The organism is Streptomyces sp. NPDC005566, assembly GCF_040605575.1.
Classification (GTDB): domain Bacteria; phylum Actinomycetota; class Actinomycetes; order Streptomycetales; family Streptomycetaceae; genus Streptomyces.
Map to the genome: position 1 here is coordinate 265,866 of NZ_JBEXDB010000007.1, position 16,280 is coordinate 282,145.

The 16,280-nt window shown below is 71.1% G+C and carries 16 protein-coding genes and 1 tRNA gene; 10 read left to right on the plus strand and 7 right to left on the minus strand.

What is annotated here, in order from left to right; all coding sequences use genetic code 11:
• Positions 1-127 precede the first annotated feature (127 nt).
• The gene (locus tag ABZS61_RS13800; protein WP_356419127.1) at positions 128-2,119 is read left to right on the plus strand and encodes a tetratricopeptide repeat protein; all 1,992 of its coding nucleotides are present in this window, start codon (positions 128-130) and stop codon (positions 2,117-2,119) included.
• 81 nt (positions 2,120-2,200) lie between these two features.
• Positions 2,201-2,274 (plus strand) — tRNA-Met (locus ABZS61_RS13805).
• Positions 2,275-2,427: 153 nt separating this feature from the next.
• Here ABZS61_RS13805 and ABZS61_RS13810 read toward each other — a convergent pair.
• Positions 2,428-2,847: a Fur family transcriptional regulator gene (locus ABZS61_RS13810; protein ID WP_356419130.1), complete on the minus strand. Its 420-nt coding sequence runs from the start codon at positions 2,845-2,847 to the stop codon at positions 2,428-2,430.
• A gap of 159 nt (positions 2,848-3,006) precedes the next feature.
• Here ABZS61_RS13810 and ABZS61_RS13815 point away from each other — a divergent pair, with 159 nt between their 5' ends.
• Positions 3,007-4,458: a catalase gene (locus ABZS61_RS13815; protein WP_356419133.1), complete on the plus strand. Its 1,452-nt coding sequence runs from the start codon at positions 3,007-3,009 to the stop codon at positions 4,456-4,458.
• Positions 4,459-4,704: 246 nt separating this feature from the next.
• On the opposite strand, the gene ABZS61_RS13820 is transcribed toward ABZS61_RS13815, so the two are convergent.
• Both ABZS61_RS13820 and hisN read right to left on the minus strand, forming a co-directional pair.
• A complete protein-coding gene (locus ABZS61_RS13820; protein WP_356419135.1) occupies positions 4,705-5,106 on the minus strand; it encodes a CBS domain-containing protein in 402 nt (133 codons plus the stop codon).
• 228 nt (positions 5,107-5,334) lie between these two features.
• On the minus strand, positions 5,335-6,135 hold the full coding sequence (gene hisN / locus ABZS61_RS13825) for a histidinol-phosphatase (RefSeq protein ID WP_356419137.1): 801 nt from the start codon (positions 6,133-6,135) through the stop codon (positions 5,335-5,337).
• A 168-nt stretch (positions 6,136-6,303) separates the two neighbouring features.
• On the opposite strand from hisN, the gene ABZS61_RS13830 reads away from it, so the two are divergent.
• Complete coding sequence (locus tag ABZS61_RS13830; RefSeq protein WP_356419139.1) at positions 6,304-6,918, plus strand: TetR family transcriptional regulator; 615 nt, start codon at positions 6,304-6,306, stop codon at positions 6,916-6,918.
• Positions 6,919-6,951: 33 nt separating this feature from the next.
• Here ABZS61_RS13830 and ABZS61_RS13835 read toward each other — a convergent pair whose 3' ends face one another.
• From ABZS61_RS13835 to ABZS61_RS13850, 4 genes are all read right to left on the minus strand, one after another.
• Positions 6,952-7,275 carry a multidrug efflux SMR transporter gene (locus tag ABZS61_RS13835; protein WP_356419142.1) on the minus strand — a complete coding sequence of 108 codons (324 nt, stop codon included), beginning with the start codon at positions 7,273-7,275 and terminating at the stop codon, positions 6,952-6,954.
• A gap of 109 nt (positions 7,276-7,384) precedes the next feature.
• On the minus strand, positions 7,385-8,401 hold the full coding sequence (gene rsgA, locus ABZS61_RS13840; RefSeq protein ID WP_329207568.1) for a ribosome small subunit-dependent GTPase A: 1,017 nt from the start codon (positions 8,399-8,401) through the stop codon (positions 7,385-7,387).
• 4 nt (positions 8,402-8,405) lie between these two features.
• On the minus strand, positions 8,406-9,785 hold the full coding sequence (aroA, locus tag ABZS61_RS13845; protein ID WP_356419146.1) for a 3-phosphoshikimate 1-carboxyvinyltransferase: 1,380 nt from the start codon (positions 9,783-9,785) through the stop codon (positions 8,406-8,408).
• A gap of 103 nt (positions 9,786-9,888) precedes the next feature.
• Positions 9,889-10,602, minus strand: coding sequence for a M50 family metallopeptidase (locus ABZS61_RS13850; protein ID WP_356419149.1), 714 nt, complete (start codon positions 10,600-10,602; stop codon positions 9,889-9,891).
• A 75-nt stretch (positions 10,603-10,677) separates the two neighbouring features.
• Here ABZS61_RS13850 and ABZS61_RS13855 point away from each other — a divergent pair, with 75 nt between their 5' ends.
• The 6 genes from ABZS61_RS13855 to ABZS61_RS13880 all read left to right on the plus strand — a co-directional run bounded on the left by ABZS61_RS13855 (position 10,678) and on the right by ABZS61_RS13880 (position 16,243).
• Entirely contained in the window at positions 10,678-11,493 is an 816-nt protein-coding gene (locus tag ABZS61_RS13855) for an SOS response-associated peptidase (RefSeq protein WP_356419151.1), read from the plus strand.
• 17 nt (positions 11,494-11,510) lie between these two features.
• Entirely contained in the window at positions 11,511-12,161 is a 651-nt protein-coding gene (locus ABZS61_RS13860) for an alpha/beta family hydrolase (RefSeq protein WP_356419154.1), read from the plus strand.
• A 305-nt stretch (positions 12,162-12,466) separates the two neighbouring features.
• Complete coding sequence (locus ABZS61_RS13865) at positions 12,467-13,123, plus strand: sigma-70 family RNA polymerase sigma factor (protein ID WP_329215066.1); 657 nt, start codon at positions 12,467-12,469, stop codon at positions 13,121-13,123.
• On the plus strand, positions 13,120-13,437 hold the full coding sequence (rsrA, locus tag ABZS61_RS13870; protein WP_356419157.1) for a mycothiol system anti-sigma-R factor: 318 nt from the start codon (positions 13,120-13,122) through the stop codon (positions 13,435-13,437). Before ABZS61_RS13865 ends, rsrA begins: the two co-directional genes overlap by 4 nt.
• Positions 13,438-13,595: 158 nt before the next feature.
• Positions 13,596-14,984 (plus strand): HD-GYP domain-containing protein, encoded by a 1,389-nt coding sequence (locus ABZS61_RS13875; protein WP_356419159.1) that lies wholly within the window; start codon positions 13,596-13,598, stop codon positions 14,982-14,984.
• Between the two features lie 5 nt (positions 14,985-14,989).
• A complete protein-coding gene (locus ABZS61_RS13880; RefSeq protein WP_356419415.1) occupies positions 14,990-16,243 on the plus strand; it encodes an HD domain-containing protein in 1,254 nt (417 codons plus the stop codon).
• Positions 16,244-16,280: the final 37 nt, after the last annotated feature.

The following is a 16,280-nucleotide window of genomic DNA, read 5'->3' on the forward strand; positions in this document are numbered from 1 at the left end:
GTTCGCAGAGCACCAGTTGAGCTTGAACGTGTTTGACTTGTCTCTCTGTGGGCATGTCGACAAAACGCTGAAGTGACCTCACTGGCCGCGGTATACCAGGTGTACGCGGGTTGCAGGTGGTGCGACGATGGTATTTATGGGGGACAGGGCAACTCTGTTGGAGACAGGGCGGTTTGTGCAGCGACACGTCCGAAAGACGGAAAACGTGGCGGATGCGGTATTTGCCGCTGCCCTCGCCGAGGCCGCAGGCACCGCTGACGACACTTCCGCCGAGGACGCCGCCTACGCCACGGACACCACAGATACCACGGATCACGCCGAGATCGAGGCGCGACACCGTCGCGCGGCGGAGGCCGGCGACGCCGCGTCGATGAGCGTCCTCGGTGCGCTCCTGCTGCGCCGCGGCGACCTCGACGGTGCCGAGTCCTACCTGCGTGCCGCCACCGCCGAGGGCGACCGGGCCGCAGCCAACAACCTGGGCGTCCTCCTCCATCAGCGCGGGTACGCGGACGAGGCGGCCGGGTGGTGGCGCATCGCAGCCGTCGCCGGGTCCGCCGCCGCCGCGCACGCCCTCGGGCGCCATTTCCGGGAGTGCGGCGACGAGCCCGGGGCCGAGTACTGGCTGCGTCAGTCCGCCGAGCAGGGCCACGCGCTGGGCGCCTACGCCCTGGCCGACCTGCTCGAGCACCGGAGCGACGTGGGAGCCGAGCGCTGGCTGCGGGCTGCCGCCGAACAGGGTCACCGCGAGGCTGCGTACCGCCTCGCACGCATCCTGGAACGCAACGCTGTCGAGGAGCCGCAGGACGCCTTCGGCATGGGGCGGAGCGCCGGAACGGGCGCGCCGAGCGTTCTGGACGGCCGTGTCGCGACGGGGAAGAGCGACGGTCCCGTCGCGGGCCCGGCGTCCGGCCGGGTGGGCGAGGCCGAGCAGTGGTACCGGCAGGCTGCCGCCCGCGGTCACCGCCGTGCCGCCCTGCACCTCGGGGCCATCCTGGAGCAGCGCGGTGAGCTCAAGGATGCGGGCCGCTGGTACCTCACCGCGGCCAAGGACGGTGAGCCCCGCGCTGCCTGCGCCCTCGGTTTCCTGCTGCGCGACGCGGGCGACGAGGAGAGCGCGGCCGTGTGGTGGCTGCGCGCCGCCCAGGACGGCGACGGCAATGCCGCGAACGCCCTGGGGGCACTCCACGCGGCCCGCGGCGAGCAGCAGACCGCCGAGCGCTGGTACCGCGCCGCGATGGACGCGGGCGACGTCAACGGTGCGTACAACCTCGGCCTGCTCTGCGCGGCCCAGGACCGCACTCCGCAGGCCGAGCAGTGGTACCGCCGTGCCGCCTACGCAGGACATCGCGAGGCCGCCAACGCGCTGGCCGTGCTGCTGCTCCAGGCGGGCGACGGCAGCGGTGCCGAGCCGTGGTTCTCCAAGGCGGCCGAAGCGGGCAGTGTCGATGCGGCGTTCAACCTCGGCATCCTGCACGCCGGACGCGACGAGGACCGTACGGCGCTGAGCTGGTACCAGCGGGCGGCCGCCGCAGGGCACACGGATGCGGCGCTGCAGGTCGGCATGGCGCTGCTTCGCGACGGTGAGGAGCGGGAGGCCGAGCGCCATCTTCGCTGCGCTGCCGGTGGCGGCAGTGCGGAGGCGGCCTTCCGGCTGGCCGGCGTGCTCGATCTGCGCCAGCCGCCCCCGGGACCGCCCGGACTGGGCGAGCCGATGCCGGAGAAGACCGAGTGCGAGGAGTGGTACGAGCGCGCGGCCGAGCAGGGGCACCGCCGTGCCCAGGTCCGGGCCGGGATGCTCGCCGCGGCCCGCGGCGACATGGAGAGCGCCGCACGCTGGTACCGCGAGGCGGCCGAGTCGGGCAGCCGCAACGGGGCCTTCAACCTCGGCCTGCTGCTCGCCCGTGAGGGCAGCGAGCGCGAGGCGGCCCTGTGGTGGGGCCGCGCCGCGAACGACGGGCATGGCCGTGCCGCCCTGCGCCTCGCACTGCTCGCCGCTCGCCGGGGTGAGCTCACGGAGGGGCAGCGCTGGTGTGCCCGTGCCGTCGAACTCGGACCGGCGGAGGTGGCCGAGCGGGCCGCCCGGTTGCTCGAAGCGCTCCACCAGGAGCTCACCGCTTAACCGTGCGCTCCGGGGGCAAAGGTCTCCGCGGAAGGGATTTGCGCTGGTCGGCGGGGTCCCGTACTGTTGCACTCACAACGACGCGGGGTGGAGCAGCTCGGTAGCTCGCTGGGCTCATAACCCAGAGGTCGCAGGTTCAAATCCTGTCCCCGCTACTGAAGACTGAGGCCCGGATCCTGAAAAGGATCCGGGCCTCAGTCGTATGTCCGGTCGCACGCAGGGCAACAGAATCTTGCGCAACCGGGACCCGTGCGCGGCACAGTCCCGCACCCGGGGTCCCGCGCACAGGGGGCGGGACCGGTCCCGGCTCAGGCTGTGGCGGCACAGTTCGGGCAGACGCCCCGGTAGGTCACCTCGACGTTGGAGACGGTGAATCCGAAGCGCTCGGCGGCCGGCAGGTCGGCCAGCGGATCTCCCGACGGGTGCACGTCCCGGATGGCTCCGCACCGGGCGCACACCAGGTGGTGGTGAGGGCGATGAGCGTTCGGGTCGTACCGCTTGGCCCGGTGGTCGGTCGACACCTCGAGGACCTCGCCGAGGGACACCATCTCGCCGAGTGTGTTGTACACGGTGGCGCGGGAGATCTCCGGCAGCCGGCCGACAGCCCTCGCGTGCACCTCGTCCGCCGTCAGGTGCACGTGGTCCCCGTCAAGGACCTCGGCCACGACACGCCGCTGCGCCGTCATGCGCCAGCCGCGTCCACGAAGTCGTTCCAGGAGGTCACTCATGGGGTCAGCCTAACAGTGGGAGGGCTGAGTCCCGAATGGGTGTGATTTTGGATCCCTGCTTGACTTAGACAATGTCCATTGTAGGATCGAAAACGGCATCGGCCGAGGGGCAGGCTGCGCAGGGATCGAACTGTGCAGGACATGACGCAGGAGGCGCACGTGACGCAGGGACCGCTCACCACGGAGGCCGGCGCGCCGGTTGCCGACAACCAGAACAGCGAGACGGCCGGCCCGGGCGGACCGGTCCTCGTGCAGGACCAGGCGTTGCTCGAGAAGCTCGCCCACTTCAACCGTGAGCGCATCCCGGAGCGCATAGTGCACGCCCGCGGCGCAGGTGCGTACGGCACGTTCACGCTGACCCGCGACGTCTCGCAGTGGACGCGTGCGGCATTCCTTTCCGAGGTCGGCAAGCAGACCGAGACGTTCCTGCGCTTCTCCACCGTCGCGGGAAACCTCGGTTCCGCCGACGCGGTGCGCGACCCCCGCGGCTTCGCGCTGAAGTTCTACACCGAAGAGGGCAACTACGACCTCGTCGGCAACAACACCCCGGTGTTCTTCATCAAGGACGCCATCAAGTTCCCCGACTTCATCCACACCCAGAAGCGCGACCCGTACACCGGCTCGCAGGAGGCCGACAACGTCTGGGACTTCTGGGGTCTGTCGCCCGAGTCCACGCACCAGGTGACCTGGCTGTTCGGCGACCGCGGCATCCCGGCGACGCTGCGCCACATGAACGGGTACGGATCGCACACGTACCAGTGGAACAACGAGGCCGGCGAGGTCTTCTGGGTCAAGTACCACTTCAAGACCGACCAGGGCATCAAGAACCTCACCACCGACGAGGCCAACCGCCTCTCGGGAGTGGACCCGGACAGCCATCAGCGCGACCTGCGCGAGTCCATCGAGCGCGGCGAATTCCCGTCCTGGACGGTGCAGGTGCAGATCATGCCGGCGGCCGAGGCGGCGGACTACCGCTTCAACCCCTTCGACCTGACCAAGGTCTGGCCGCACGAGGACTACCCGCCGGTCGAGATCGGCAAGCTCGAGCTCAACCGCAACCCGGAGAGCATCTTCGCCGAGGTCGAGCAGTCCATCTTCAGCCCCGCGCACTTCGTGCCCGGCATCGGACCGTCCCCGGACAAGATGCTCCAGGGCCGCCTCTTCGCGTACGGCGACGCCCACCGCTACCGCGTCGGCATCAACGCAGACCACCTGCCGGTGAACCGCCCGCACGCCACCGAGGCGCGTACGAACAGCCGTGACGGCCATCTGTACGACGGCCGCCACAAGGGCACCAAGAACTACGAGCCGAACAGCTTCGGCGGTCCGGTCCAGACCGGCCGACCGCTGTGGGAGCCCCTTCCGGTCACCGGCGGTACAGGAAACCACGAGGCCCCGCGCCACGCCGAGGACAACGACTTCGTCCAGGCCGGAAACCTTTACCGGCTCTACTCCGAGGACGAGAAGGACCGGCTGATCGAGAACCTCGCCGGGTTCATCTCCAAGGTCTCGCGCGACGACATCGCCGAGCGCGCGATCAACAACTTCCGCCAGGCCGACGGTGACTTCGGCAAGCGGCTGGAAGCAGCGGTCCAGGTGCTGCGGGGCTGAGCCGTCGGACACGGGTGCGGGACGGGGCAGCAAATCCACTGCCCCGCCCCGCACTTCTGTGTGTGCTCGCGTCACAGGGTGAGCCGGTGCACGCCCCCTGGCCCGTGCAGACGTACAGCCGGCGGCCGTTCGTGGCCGGGCGGCTCATGACGCTGCGGGACCACGCCGCGGGACCTGCCGGGCCGAGCAGCGCCGCGCGACCGGAGGGATCCCGTGCGCGGGGGCCGGCCGGGCGTCGCCGATCGCTCAGCCGACCAGCTCCACCGGAGGACGCCCGGCCGGCGCCCAGCAGCGGATGATGTCGCGCACCGACACGATGCCGACCGGTCCGTCGTCGTCCAGCACGATCAGATGCCGGAAGCCGCCGTGCGTCATGGCTTCGGCGGCCTCCTCCAGGGTCCAGACGGGGGCGGCGAAGACCACATCGGTGGTGGTGTGGCTGGAGGCGGTCTCGACATCGGGGTTCTGGCCCGATCCGACCGCGTTGAGGATGTCGCGTTCGGTGAGAATGCCGAATCCGCAGGTGTCCGGGTCATGGACGACGGCTGCTCCGACACGGCGAACCGACATCAGCCGGGCGGCCTGGCGGAGGGTGTGGGTCGGGCCGATGGTGAGAACCACCGTGCTCATGGCGTCACGGACGAGCATGAAAGGAGCCACCTCCTTCGTGAAGCGACTACGTGAGCCGATTCACAAGTTCACAAGTAGGGGGACTCTCAGAGTCGCACTGTTGGGGGGCGGCAACAAGGGGTGGCGAAGACCGTTCGAGGGGCGTGCGGTGGTGCGGCACGCCCCTCGTGGTACCGGCGCGCCCACTCGGGCCCCCGGCATGGCTGCTCAGGCGGTGGACCGCCTCGGGAGGCCGGTCCCGCCCTGTCAGTAGCGCTGATTCAGATAACCCAGCAGTTCGTGGTGGAGCGTCCCGTTCGAAGCCGCGGCGTTGCCGCCGCCCGGACCGGGCACCCCGTCCAGGCTGGTGAACTGCCCGCCCGCCTCCTGGACGATGATCGCGTTCGCCGCCATGTCCCAGAGCGAGAGCTCCGGCTCGGCGCAGATGTCGACCGATCCCTCGGCAACCATCATGTACGGCCAGAAGTCCCCGTACCCGCGGGTGCGCCAGCAGGCCCGGGTCAGGTCCATGAAGCCGTCGAGCCGGCCCTGCTCCTCCCACCCGGTCAGCGAGGAGTAGGCGAGCGACGCGTCGGCGATGCGCTCCACCTTCGACACGTGCAGCCGGGTCGCGGAGGTCAGGCTGCGGCCGGAGAAGGCACCGGCTCCCTTCGCCGCCCACCAGCGCCGGTTCAGCGCGGGCGCGGACACCACGCCGACCACCGGCTGGAAGCCGTCCTCACCCGCTTCCATCAGCGAGATCAGCGTCGCCCAGACCGGCACACCGCGGACGTAGTTCTTCGTGCCGTCGATCGGGTCGATCACCCAGCGGCGCGGACCGGTCCCCTCGATGCCGTACTCCTCGCCCAGGATCGCGTCGCGTGGGCGGGCCCGATGGAGGTGGCCGCGGATCAGCTCCTCGGCGGCCTTGTCGGCCTCGCTCACCGGCGTCATGTCCGGCTTCGTCTCGACCTTGAGGTCCAGAGCCTTGAACCGGTCCATCGTCGTCGCGTCGGCGGCGTCCGCCAGCACGTGGGCGAGGCGCAGATCATCGTGGTAGTCGGGCATGCCGTCACAGTATCCACCGGCACCCGTCCGGGCTACACGGCCCCGCGCGCAGGAGCGCTGACGGGAAGGCCGATGCGGGCGCCGACGGGAAGCCGGTGCGCGGCCCCTTGACAGTGCGGGGGAGCGAGTCAACTCTGAATCGCAGATTCCCCGGCGTGGGAGGCAACGATGCCCGCAGCGCGAGAAGCCCTGCTGGACGCGGCACTGTCGGCGCTCTCCACGCTGCCGTGGACGGCGGTACGCATGGTCGACGTGGCAACCGCCGCCGGGGTCTCCCGGCAGACGCTCTACAACGAGTTCGGCAGCAAGGACGGCCTGGCCCGCGCCCTGATCCGGCGCGCGGCCGACGGTTATCTGGCCGGGGCGGAACGGGCCCTGCGCGCGCACGGGACCGCGGGAACGGGACCGGCGGAGCTCGCCCTCTGGACGGTGCGCGCCGCCCGGGCGAACGACCTGGTCAAGGCCCTGCTCACGGGATTCTGGGGAGATCGGTTACCCCGGCCGGTGGCTACCGGGCCGTCGCCGTCGTTCGTTCCGGCGCAACGCCGGGCCGATGCCGCGCTGCCGACGCCCACGGAGCTGCTCGCGCTCGTCCGGGACCGGGCCGTCGCCGCACTCCAGAGCTCTCCGCAGGATGCCGCGGAACTGGCGCTGACCTGCGAAATTGCGCTCCGTCTCGCCCTCTCCTACGCGATCGTGCCGGCGGTTCCCGCACCGTCCCCGGTCGGGGCGGACGCGGTGACGCTGGTGCGCGAGGCCCTGGCGCGGCACCCGGCACGCTGAAGCGCGGTGCGGTGGACGGGGGTGCACGGAAGCTCAGGTCGAGGAGCCCGACAGCTGCAGACCGATCACGCCGACGATCACCAGCGAGATCGAGATGAGCTTGAGCGTGGAGACCACGTCGTCGAGGAAGACCATCCCGTAGATCGCGGTGCCGGCCGCGCCGATGCCCGTCCACACCGCGTAGGCGGGGCCGACATCGAGCTTCTTCAGGGCCAGCGTCAGCAACCCGAAGCTTCCGAGTGCGAACACACAGAACGCGATCGTCGGCCACAGCCGGGTGAAGCCGTGCGAGAGCTTCAGACACACGGCGAAGCCGGTCTCCAGCAGTCCTGCGACCACGACCAGCAACCACGCCATCGTCAGGTGCCTCCCACGTAGGTGACTGCTTCGTCTCGCTTGACGCGATTATGCACTTACCAGTTGTGGGAGCTCGCAAACGTGCGCGAGTCGTGCGGGCCGACGCCCTTCAGTCCCCTTCGCGGCGCTCCCGGGTCGAGAGCAGCCGCCGCAGGGAGTCGAGCCGTGCGGGATCCGCGTGACCCTCCGAGACCCAGGCATCCAGGGCGCATTCGGGCTCCCGGTCGTCATGGGTGCAGCCGCGCGGGCAGTTCTCCGTACCCGGCTGCAGATCGGGGAACGCGTTGATGACCCGGGACGGGTCGACGTGGTGCAGCCCGAACGAACGGACACCCGGGGTGTCGACCACCCAGCCGCGGTCGTCCGGCAGCGGCAGCGCGAGCGCCGACGTGGTGGTGTGCCTGCCGCGGCCCGTGACGGCGTTGACCACGCCGGTCGTACGCCGCCGGTCCTTCGGCACCAGGGCGTTGACCAGGGTCGTCTTCCCGACTCCGGAGTGCCCGACGAACGCGGTCACCCGGTCGTTGAGCAGCTCCCGCACCCGGTCGGCCGCGTCACCGTTCTCCAGTTCCTCGCGGCTGGTCACGATGTACGGGACACCCAGCGGGGTGTACGCCTCCAGAAGCTTGTCCGGGGACGCCAGGTCGGACTTGGTCAGGACGAGGAGCGGGGTGAGCCCGCCGTCGTACGCCGCCACCAGACAGCGGTCGATCATCCGGGGGCGGGGTTCCGGGTCGGCGAGCGCGGTGACGATGGCCAGCTGATCGGCGTTGGCGACGACCACCCGTTCGTACGGATCGTCGTCGTCCGCCGTACGGCGCAGGACCGAGCGGCGCTCGCCGATGCGGACGATGCGGGCCAGGGTGTCCTTGTCGCCGGAGAGATCGCCGACGATGGAGACCATGTCTCCCACGACAGCGGCCTTGCGGCCCAGCTCACGGGCCTTCATCGCCATCACGGTGCGCCCGTCGACGAGGCAGGTGAGCCGGCCGCGGTCGACGGTGAGGACCATGCCGTCCTGGGCGTCCTCGTGCTTCGGGCGGGTGTGTGTGCGCGGGCGGTTGCCCTTGCGGTTGGGGCGGACGCGGATGTCGTCCTCGTCCGGGTTCTTTCCGTAGCGGCGCATGTCCTCAGACCCCACGCCTTCCCGGGGTCGCCCCGAGTGCTCCCGGCGATACGCCGACCGCTCCGGAGGGTTCACCGAGCATGCCGGCCCACATCTCGGGGAAGTCCGGCAGCGTCTTCGCCGTCGTACCGACGTTCTCGATCTCCACGCCCGCGACGGCGAGGCCGATGATCGCGCCCGCCGTCGCCATCCGGTGGTCGTCGTACGTGTGGAAGGTGCCGCCGTGCAGCGGGCGCGGCCGGATCCGCAGTCCGTCGGCGGTCTCGGTGACGTCGCCGCCGAGGCCGTTGATCTCCTTCGTCAGAGCGGCCAGCCGGTCCGTCTCGTGCAGGCGCAGATGGGCTACGCCGCTCAGCGTGGAGGGGGAGTCGGCGAGGGCGGCGAGGGCGGCGATGCCCGGGGTGAGTTCGCCGACCTCGCTCAGGTCGACGTCGATGCCGTGGATGCGGCCCGATCCCGTGAAGGTGAGGCCGCGCTCCGTCAGCTCGCAGCTGCCGCCCATCGCGGTGAAGATCTCGCGCAGCGCGTCACCCGGCTGGGTGGTGCGCAGCGGCCAGTCGGGGACCGTGACGCGGCCGCCGGTGACCAGTGCGGCCGCGAGGAACGGCTGGGCGTTGGACAGGTCCGGTTCGACGGTCAGGTCGCGGCCCAGCAGCGCGGAGGGGGAGACCCGCCAGACGTCGGGCTCGCCGCCTGTCTCCGGCTCGTCGACCTGGGCTCCGACCGCGCGCAGCATGTCGACGGTCATCCGGATGTGCGGCATCGAGGGCAGGGCCGAACCCGTGTGCCGTACCTCCACCCCCTGGTTGAAGCGGGGGGCCGACAGCAGCAGTGCGGAGACGAACTGGGAGGACGAGGAGGCGTCGATGGCCACCGGACCGCCGTCCAGCGCGCCCGCGCCGTGGACGGTCAGCGGCAGTGCCCCGCGCCCGTCGTCGTCGATCCGGGCGCCCAGCACCCGCAGTGCGTCGATCACGCCGTTCAGGGGACGCTCGTAGGAGCGGGGGTCGCCGTCGAAGTGGACCGGGCCGTCCGCCAGGCAGGCCACGGGTGGCAGGAAGCGCATGACCGTTCCCGCGTTGCCGACGTCGACCGAGGCGGGGCCGTGCAGGCCGGCCGGAATGACCCGCCACGCCTCGCCCGAACCGTCCGGGCCGACGCCCTCCTCGATTCCGACGCCCATCGCACGGAGCGCCTGTGCCATCAGAAGGGTGTCCCGGGAACGCAGTGGGCGGCGCAGCCAGCCCGGCTCGGAGGAGAGGGAGGCGAGGACGAGGGCGCGGTTGGTGACCGATTTCGAGCCGGGCACGGTGACGGTCGCGTCGACGGCTCCGCCGGCAAGCGGGGCGGGCCAGAGGGCGGGGTGCACGGAACTTTCGGTCATGGCCCTCACTTTAGTGGCACACCGCAAACCCAGATCCCGATCAAATGGGACGAAATAGTGATGTAACGCAAGGGTGGTACACACGACGGGGCGCTCCGGGCCGTCACAGGCCGAGCAGCCAGCGTCCGCCGCCGATCAGTGAGCAGAGCGACACCGCGTGGAAGAGGAAGAGCCATATCGCGGCCGGTGCGTGCGTCAGCCTGGAGAGCTGGTCGGCGTCGGAGTCCGGCGCACCGCCGTGCCGTCGCTTGGACTGCAGCTCGAACGCCGGGCGCACTCCGCCGAGCAGGAGGAACCAGACCACGGTGTACGCGAACGCCGACTGGACGGCGGCCGACGTCAGCCAGGACACCAGCAGGAAGGCCGCACCCGTGAGGATGACGGTCAGCGCCCCGTACAGATTGCGGATCATCACCAGCATCACCGCGAGCAGCGCGGTCGCCAGCCACAGGAGCAGGGTGATCCGGCCGTTGGTGAGCAGCCAGGCACCGCCCAGCCCCAGCAGCGGAGGCGCGGTGTACCCGGCCGCCGCCGTGAGGATCATGCCGGCCCCGGTCGGCTTGCCGCGGCTCACGGTCAGCCCGCTGGTGTCGGAGTGCAGCCGGATCCCGGAGAGCTGCCGGCCGGTGAGCAGGGCCACCAGTCCGTGGCCGCCCTCGTGCGCGATGGTGATCGCGTTCCGGGAGAGCCGCCATATGAAGTTCGGTACGACGGCGATGAGCGCCACCGTGGCCGTCACGACCACGAGCCACTGCTCGGGCGCGGGCTGGGTGCCGAAGACGCGATCCCACAGATCGCCCAGTTCGGTGCTGTCCATGGTGCGCGCGGCTCCTTGAGGTACTTGAGGTATTCGGCGTCCACTCGGCATGACGGTCGTGGCAGTCTGGCACTTATGTGCGGACGGTATGCAGCGAGTCGGCGGCCCGAGGACCTGACCGGACTCTTCGGGGTCGAGAAGTGGGAACCCACCGAAACCCTGGAGCCCGACTGGAACGTGGCGCCGACCAAAGAGGTCTATGCGGTTCTGGAGCGTCCTGTGAAGGACGCAGACGACCGGCGTCCGGTTCGCCAGCTGCGCACTCTGAAGTGGGGCCTCGTACCGTCCTGGTCGAAGTCTCCCGAAGGAGGCGCCCGCATGATCAACGCCCGCGCGGAGACCGTCCACGAGAAGCCCTCCTTCCGCCGCCCCTTCGTGTCGAGGCGCTGCATCCTTCCCGCGGACGGCTACTACGAGTGGGTCACCGGCGCCGACGAGCGGCAGCTGGAGGAGACAGGGAAGCGGAAACGCCCCCGTAAGCAGCCCTACTTCGTCACACCGGCGGACGGTGCGGTCTTCGCGATGGCGGGTCTGTACGAGTTCTGGCGGGACCGGACCCTGCCCGACGACCATCCGCAGTCCTGGTGGGTGACCTGCTCCGTGATCACGACGGAGGCGGAGACGTCCCCGCTGGCCGTGGCCCCCGCCGAGGGGCCCGCCGCGCTCGCCGACATCCACCCCCGGATGCCCCTGATGCTCACCCCCGACCGCTGGGACGACTGGCTCGACCCGGCGCGTACCGACATCGCGGAGCTGAAGGCCCTGCTGGCACCGCCGCCCGGAGGGCTCATGCGCGCCTACCCGGTGGCCACCGCGGTCAGCAATGTCCGCAACAACGGCCCGGAACTGCTGGAGGAGCTGGCCGCGCCGGAGGTGAGCACGCTCTTCTGACCCGTCAGGATGGTCCCGTGACCCGTGCAGAGACAGCGCAGTGGACCGAGACGGTCGATACGGAAGCCGGAGTGGCCAGGATCACCTGGCGGTCCGCGGAGGACGCCCGGCTGGTGCTCGCAGTCGGCCACGGAGCGGGCGGTGGCATCGAGGCCCGCGATCTCCAGGCCCTCGCCGCCGTGCTCCCCGGCCGCCGGGTGAGCGTCGCCCTGGTGGAGCAGCCCTGGCGGGTGGCGGGGAAGAAGCTCGCGCCCGCTCCCCGGACCCTGGACACGGGCTGGCGCGGGCTGTGGCCCGCGCTGGCCGTCCCGGGGCTGCCCGTCGTCGCCGGGGGGCGCAGCGCGGGGGCACGGGTGGCCTGCCGTACGGCGACGGAGCTAGGTGCCCACGCGGTGCTCGCGCTGAGCTTTCCGCTGCACCCGCCGGGCAGACCGGAGAAGTCCCGCAAGGACGAACTGCTGGGGGCAGGCGTACCCGTCCTGGTCGTGCAGGGCGGGCGCGACCCGTTCGGACGCGCCGAGGAATTTCCTCCGGGGGAGCACACGTTCGTCGAGGTGCCGTACGGGGACCACGGTTTCGCCGTGCCCAAGAAGGCCCCCCTGACCCAGGATCAGGCCATGGAGCTCCTGACCGGCGCGACGGCCGAATGGCTGGGCGGACTCCCCTAGCCGCGCGGCTCCGGGCCGCATCCCAGGCACCGGCGGGGCCCCGGGAATGCGGCGTGCGGGGCCGCTGTTGTTCGGGACGTCGGTACAAGAATGTCCTACGTGGAGAGGGAGTCCGTCGCATGGGTTCGACCATCTGCCCGCGCCGCTCGAACACCGCTGACCTGGAGTGGACGGTCCTTCACGCGGCCACGACCACTCCCGAGCGCGCCGTGAGCGGACCGGATCGACAGCCCGCGTCGAAGCAAGGTCGACTATTCTCCGAGGCGAGCGGGTCCGGTTTCGGTTCCGCCACATCGTTGGAGGAGGTGGGTCCGGTCACTGGGACCGACACAGGGACCGACGACGGCCGTGCGGAGGAGACGACCGCCGAGCGCAACGCGCGCTTCGAGCGGGACGCCCTCGGATTTCTCGACCAGATGTACTCGGCCGCGCTGCGCATGACGCGCAACCCCGCCGATGCCGAGGACCTGGTCCAGGAGACGTACGCCAAGGCGTACGGCTCCTTCCACCAGTTCCGTGAGGGCACGAACCTCAAGGCGTGGATGTACCGCATCCTCACGAACACGTTCATCAACTCGTACCGCAAGAAGCAGCGTGAACCCCAGCGGAGTGCCGCCGAGGAGATCGAGGACTGGCAGCTGGCGCGTGCCGAGTCGCACATGTCCACCGGTCTGCGCTCGGCGGAGTCCCAGGCGCTGGACCACCTGCCGGACTCCGATGTGAAGTCAGCGCTGCAGTCGATCCCCGAAGAGTTCCGCATCGCCGTGTATCTCGCCGACGTAGAGGGCTTTGCGTACAAGGAGATCGCGGACATCATGGGGACCCCCATCGGTACGGTGATGTCCCGCCTGCACCGGGGACGCCGTCAGCTGCGCGGCATGCTGGAGGACTACGCGCGTGAGCGCGGGCTCGTCCCGGCCGGTGCCGGTGAGTCGGACGACAGGAAAGGCTCGACCTCATGAGCTGCGGAGAGCCGCACGAGACGGATTGCTCAGAGGTTCTCGATCATCTCTATGAGTTCCTCGACCATGAGATGCCCGAGGGCGACTGCACCAAGTTCGAGGTGCACTTCGAGGAGTGCTCCCCGTGCCTCGAGAAGTACGGCCTGGAGCAGGCCGTGAAGAAGCTGGTGAAGCGCTGCTGCGGTCAGGACGACGTCCCGACCGATCTGCGCTCGAAGGTGATGGGGCGGATCGACCTGATCCGTTCGGGGCAGGCCGTCCCGGAGCAGGACGTCGCGATGGGCGGGGCCGAACGGCCCGCCACCGCCGAGTGACAGCGGCCGTCCGGCGCCGCCCTCACGCGCCCCTTGCCGAGTGCCTGAACCCCTGCGGCGTCACCCGAATGTGCTAATCCCGCCCATCGGGGCCCTTGCCCACGTCCAACTCGCTAGCCTGGCGCCTTCATTGACCAGGCTGGGGGCGGGCGGTACGGGTGAGGAGCACACCGGGGGCGGCGCGCGCCTACATTCTGGCCGCGCTGATCTGCTCCGTTCTCTGCGCCCTGCCGGCGCTGGCCCCCGGGGCGGGCACCCCCTGGGGCACGCTCGCCCTTCTCACGGCGCTCTACCTGGGCTGTGAGCTGCCCGGGCGCTGCCCCTTCCTCGGCAGCTCCGTCCCGGTCACCGCCGGATCGTTCTTCCCCCTGCTGCTCGCCGCCGCCTTCCTCCTGCCCCCCGCTGCCGCCGTCATGGTCGCGATACCGGGGTCGCTGGCAGGCCGCGTCGAACAGCCGCCGGCGGCCGCCCGCCGCGTCTGGCGGGCCGCACAGCTCTCCCTCGCGGTGTGGGCGGCCTCGTCGGTCCACACCGCGCTCAAGGGCCCGGTCACACTCGGTGGCCCCGGCGGCGGTGCGGTGCCGGACCTCCCGTACGCCCTGTTACCCGCCTGCGCCGCGGCTCTCGTCTTCAGCCTCGTCCTGGCCGCCCTGGACGGGGGCATCCTCGCCGCGGCCGAGCGCGTGCCGCTGCGGCACGCCTGGCGCGGACTGCCGGCGAGCTCACTGGGGCCGCATCTGGTGCACGCGCCGGCCGGGCTGATGATGGCCGTCCTCTGGCGCAGTTCGTACGGGCCGGTGTCGGCGCTCGTCGTCCTGCTGCCGATGTACATCTCCTGCTGGGTGTTCGCCCAGTACCACCGCAGGCACGCCGCCCACCGCGCCACCATCCGGGCGCTGGTCCAGGCCGTCGACATCAAGGACACGTACACCCGCGGGCACAGTGAGCGGGTGGGGCTGGCCTCCGAGCTGATCGCCCGTGAGCTCGGCATGGAGGAGGAGCGCATGGAGGCGCTCCGCTTCGCCGGGATCCTGCACGATGTCGGCAAGCTGGGCGTGCCGACGCGGGTGTTGCGGAAGGACGGGCCGCTGACCCCGGAGGAGCGCCGGGTCATCGAGCTGCATCCGGAGTACGGGCACGAGATCGTCCGGGGCATCGGCTTCCTCGACGAGGCGCGAGCCGCGATCCTGCACCACCACGAACGTCTCGACGGCAGCGGCTATCCGTACGGTCTCACCGGCGACGAGATCCCCGAGTTCGCCCGGGTCGTGGCCGTCGCCGACGCCTTCGACGCGATGACCTCGACCCGTTCCTACCGGCGTGGACGCCCGGTTCCGGCGGCGGTGGAGGAGCTGGAGCGCTGCGCGGGCAGCCAGTTCGACCCGCGGATGGTGCGGGCCCTCGCGAGGGCCGTGGACCTGCACGGCTGGTCCTCGGCGGCCGGCGCGGTCACCTCGGACGAGGAGACGTTCGGTGTGCCCCGTCAGCGGTCGGGGAAGCCGCCGTCCGCCGCCGGTACCGCGGACCGGCACGGACGGCTCCGGTGAGCCTGATCAGCCGCCCTTCGCTGCCCCCGGCCGTCCTCGCCGTCCGCGGCGCCGCGCTCGCCCTCGCCGTCGTCGCGCTCGGCCACACCCTGTGGAACGGTGTCGTCGCACCCGGGCACGCGCTCGCCTTCGGAGTCCTCGTCACCGTGGGCGAGCTGGCCCGCTGGGGCGCCCTGCCGGGCGAGCGGGAGCCCGCGCCCCTCGGCGCGGCCGGAGCGCTCGCGTACGCGCTGCTCGGACGCAGCGCCGGGGAGCCCAGCGCGCACGGCGCCCTTCAGGTGATCACCGTGGTCGCCGCGGCGCAGCTGCTCGCCTCGGTGCCCCAGCTGGCGCGCGGCAGCGGCCCGGGACCCGACCGGGTGGCCCGCCGCATCCTGGCCGTCGCCTTCGCCGCGGTGTGTTTCCAGCCGCTCTCGAACTCGGGGCGGGCCACGCTCTGGCTCGGCGAAGGACCGTACGTCGCGCTCTTCCTGCTCCTGCTGCTGGTCCTCACCGCCCTGTGCGACGCCGTCCTGGCCGCCCTGCTGCTGCACTCCCGCACCCGGTACCCGTTCGGACCCCTGCTCCGTGAGGAGCTCCGCGCCCTCAGCGGCATCGGTTCGGCGGTCTGTGCGACCGGTGCCGTCATGGCGCTCGGCGTCGCCGTCGGCGGGCTCTGGGCGCTGCCCGTCCTGTGTGTCCCGCTGCTGCTCACCCAGGTGTCCTTCCGCCGGTACGCCGCCGTGCGCACGACCTACCACCAGACGATCACCTCGCTGGCCCGGTCCACGGAGATCGCCGGGTACACCCAGCACGGCCATGCCCGCAGGGTCGCCGAGCTCTCCACCGCCGTCGGGAGGGAGCTCGGCCTGGCCGGCCCCGAGCTGACCGTCCTGGAGTACGCGGCACTGATGCACGACATCGGCCAGCTCTCTCTCGTCGATCCGGTGCCCGAGGGCGCGACCGCGGGTCTGCCGCTCGCCGAGCAGCGCCGGATCGCGCTGCTCGGCGGCGCCGTGGTCAGGCAGACCGGGGTGGACACCGAGGTGGCGGTGGTCGTGGAGCAGCAGGCCGATCCGTACCGGGAACAGCCGATTGCGGCCAGGATCGTCCGCACGGTCAATGCGTACGAGGACCTGTGCGGGGAAGGCGTCAGTGGTCCCCTGGGGGCGCTGGAGCAGCTCAGGCTCGGTACCGGCCGCGACTACCAGCCGCGGGTGGTCGAGGCGCTGGCCAGAGTCCTGGCACGAGGCGGTCTGACCTCGGTCCGGTCTGGGTAACCCATGGGTAATGAGCGAGCGTCCGGCCGGGCATGGT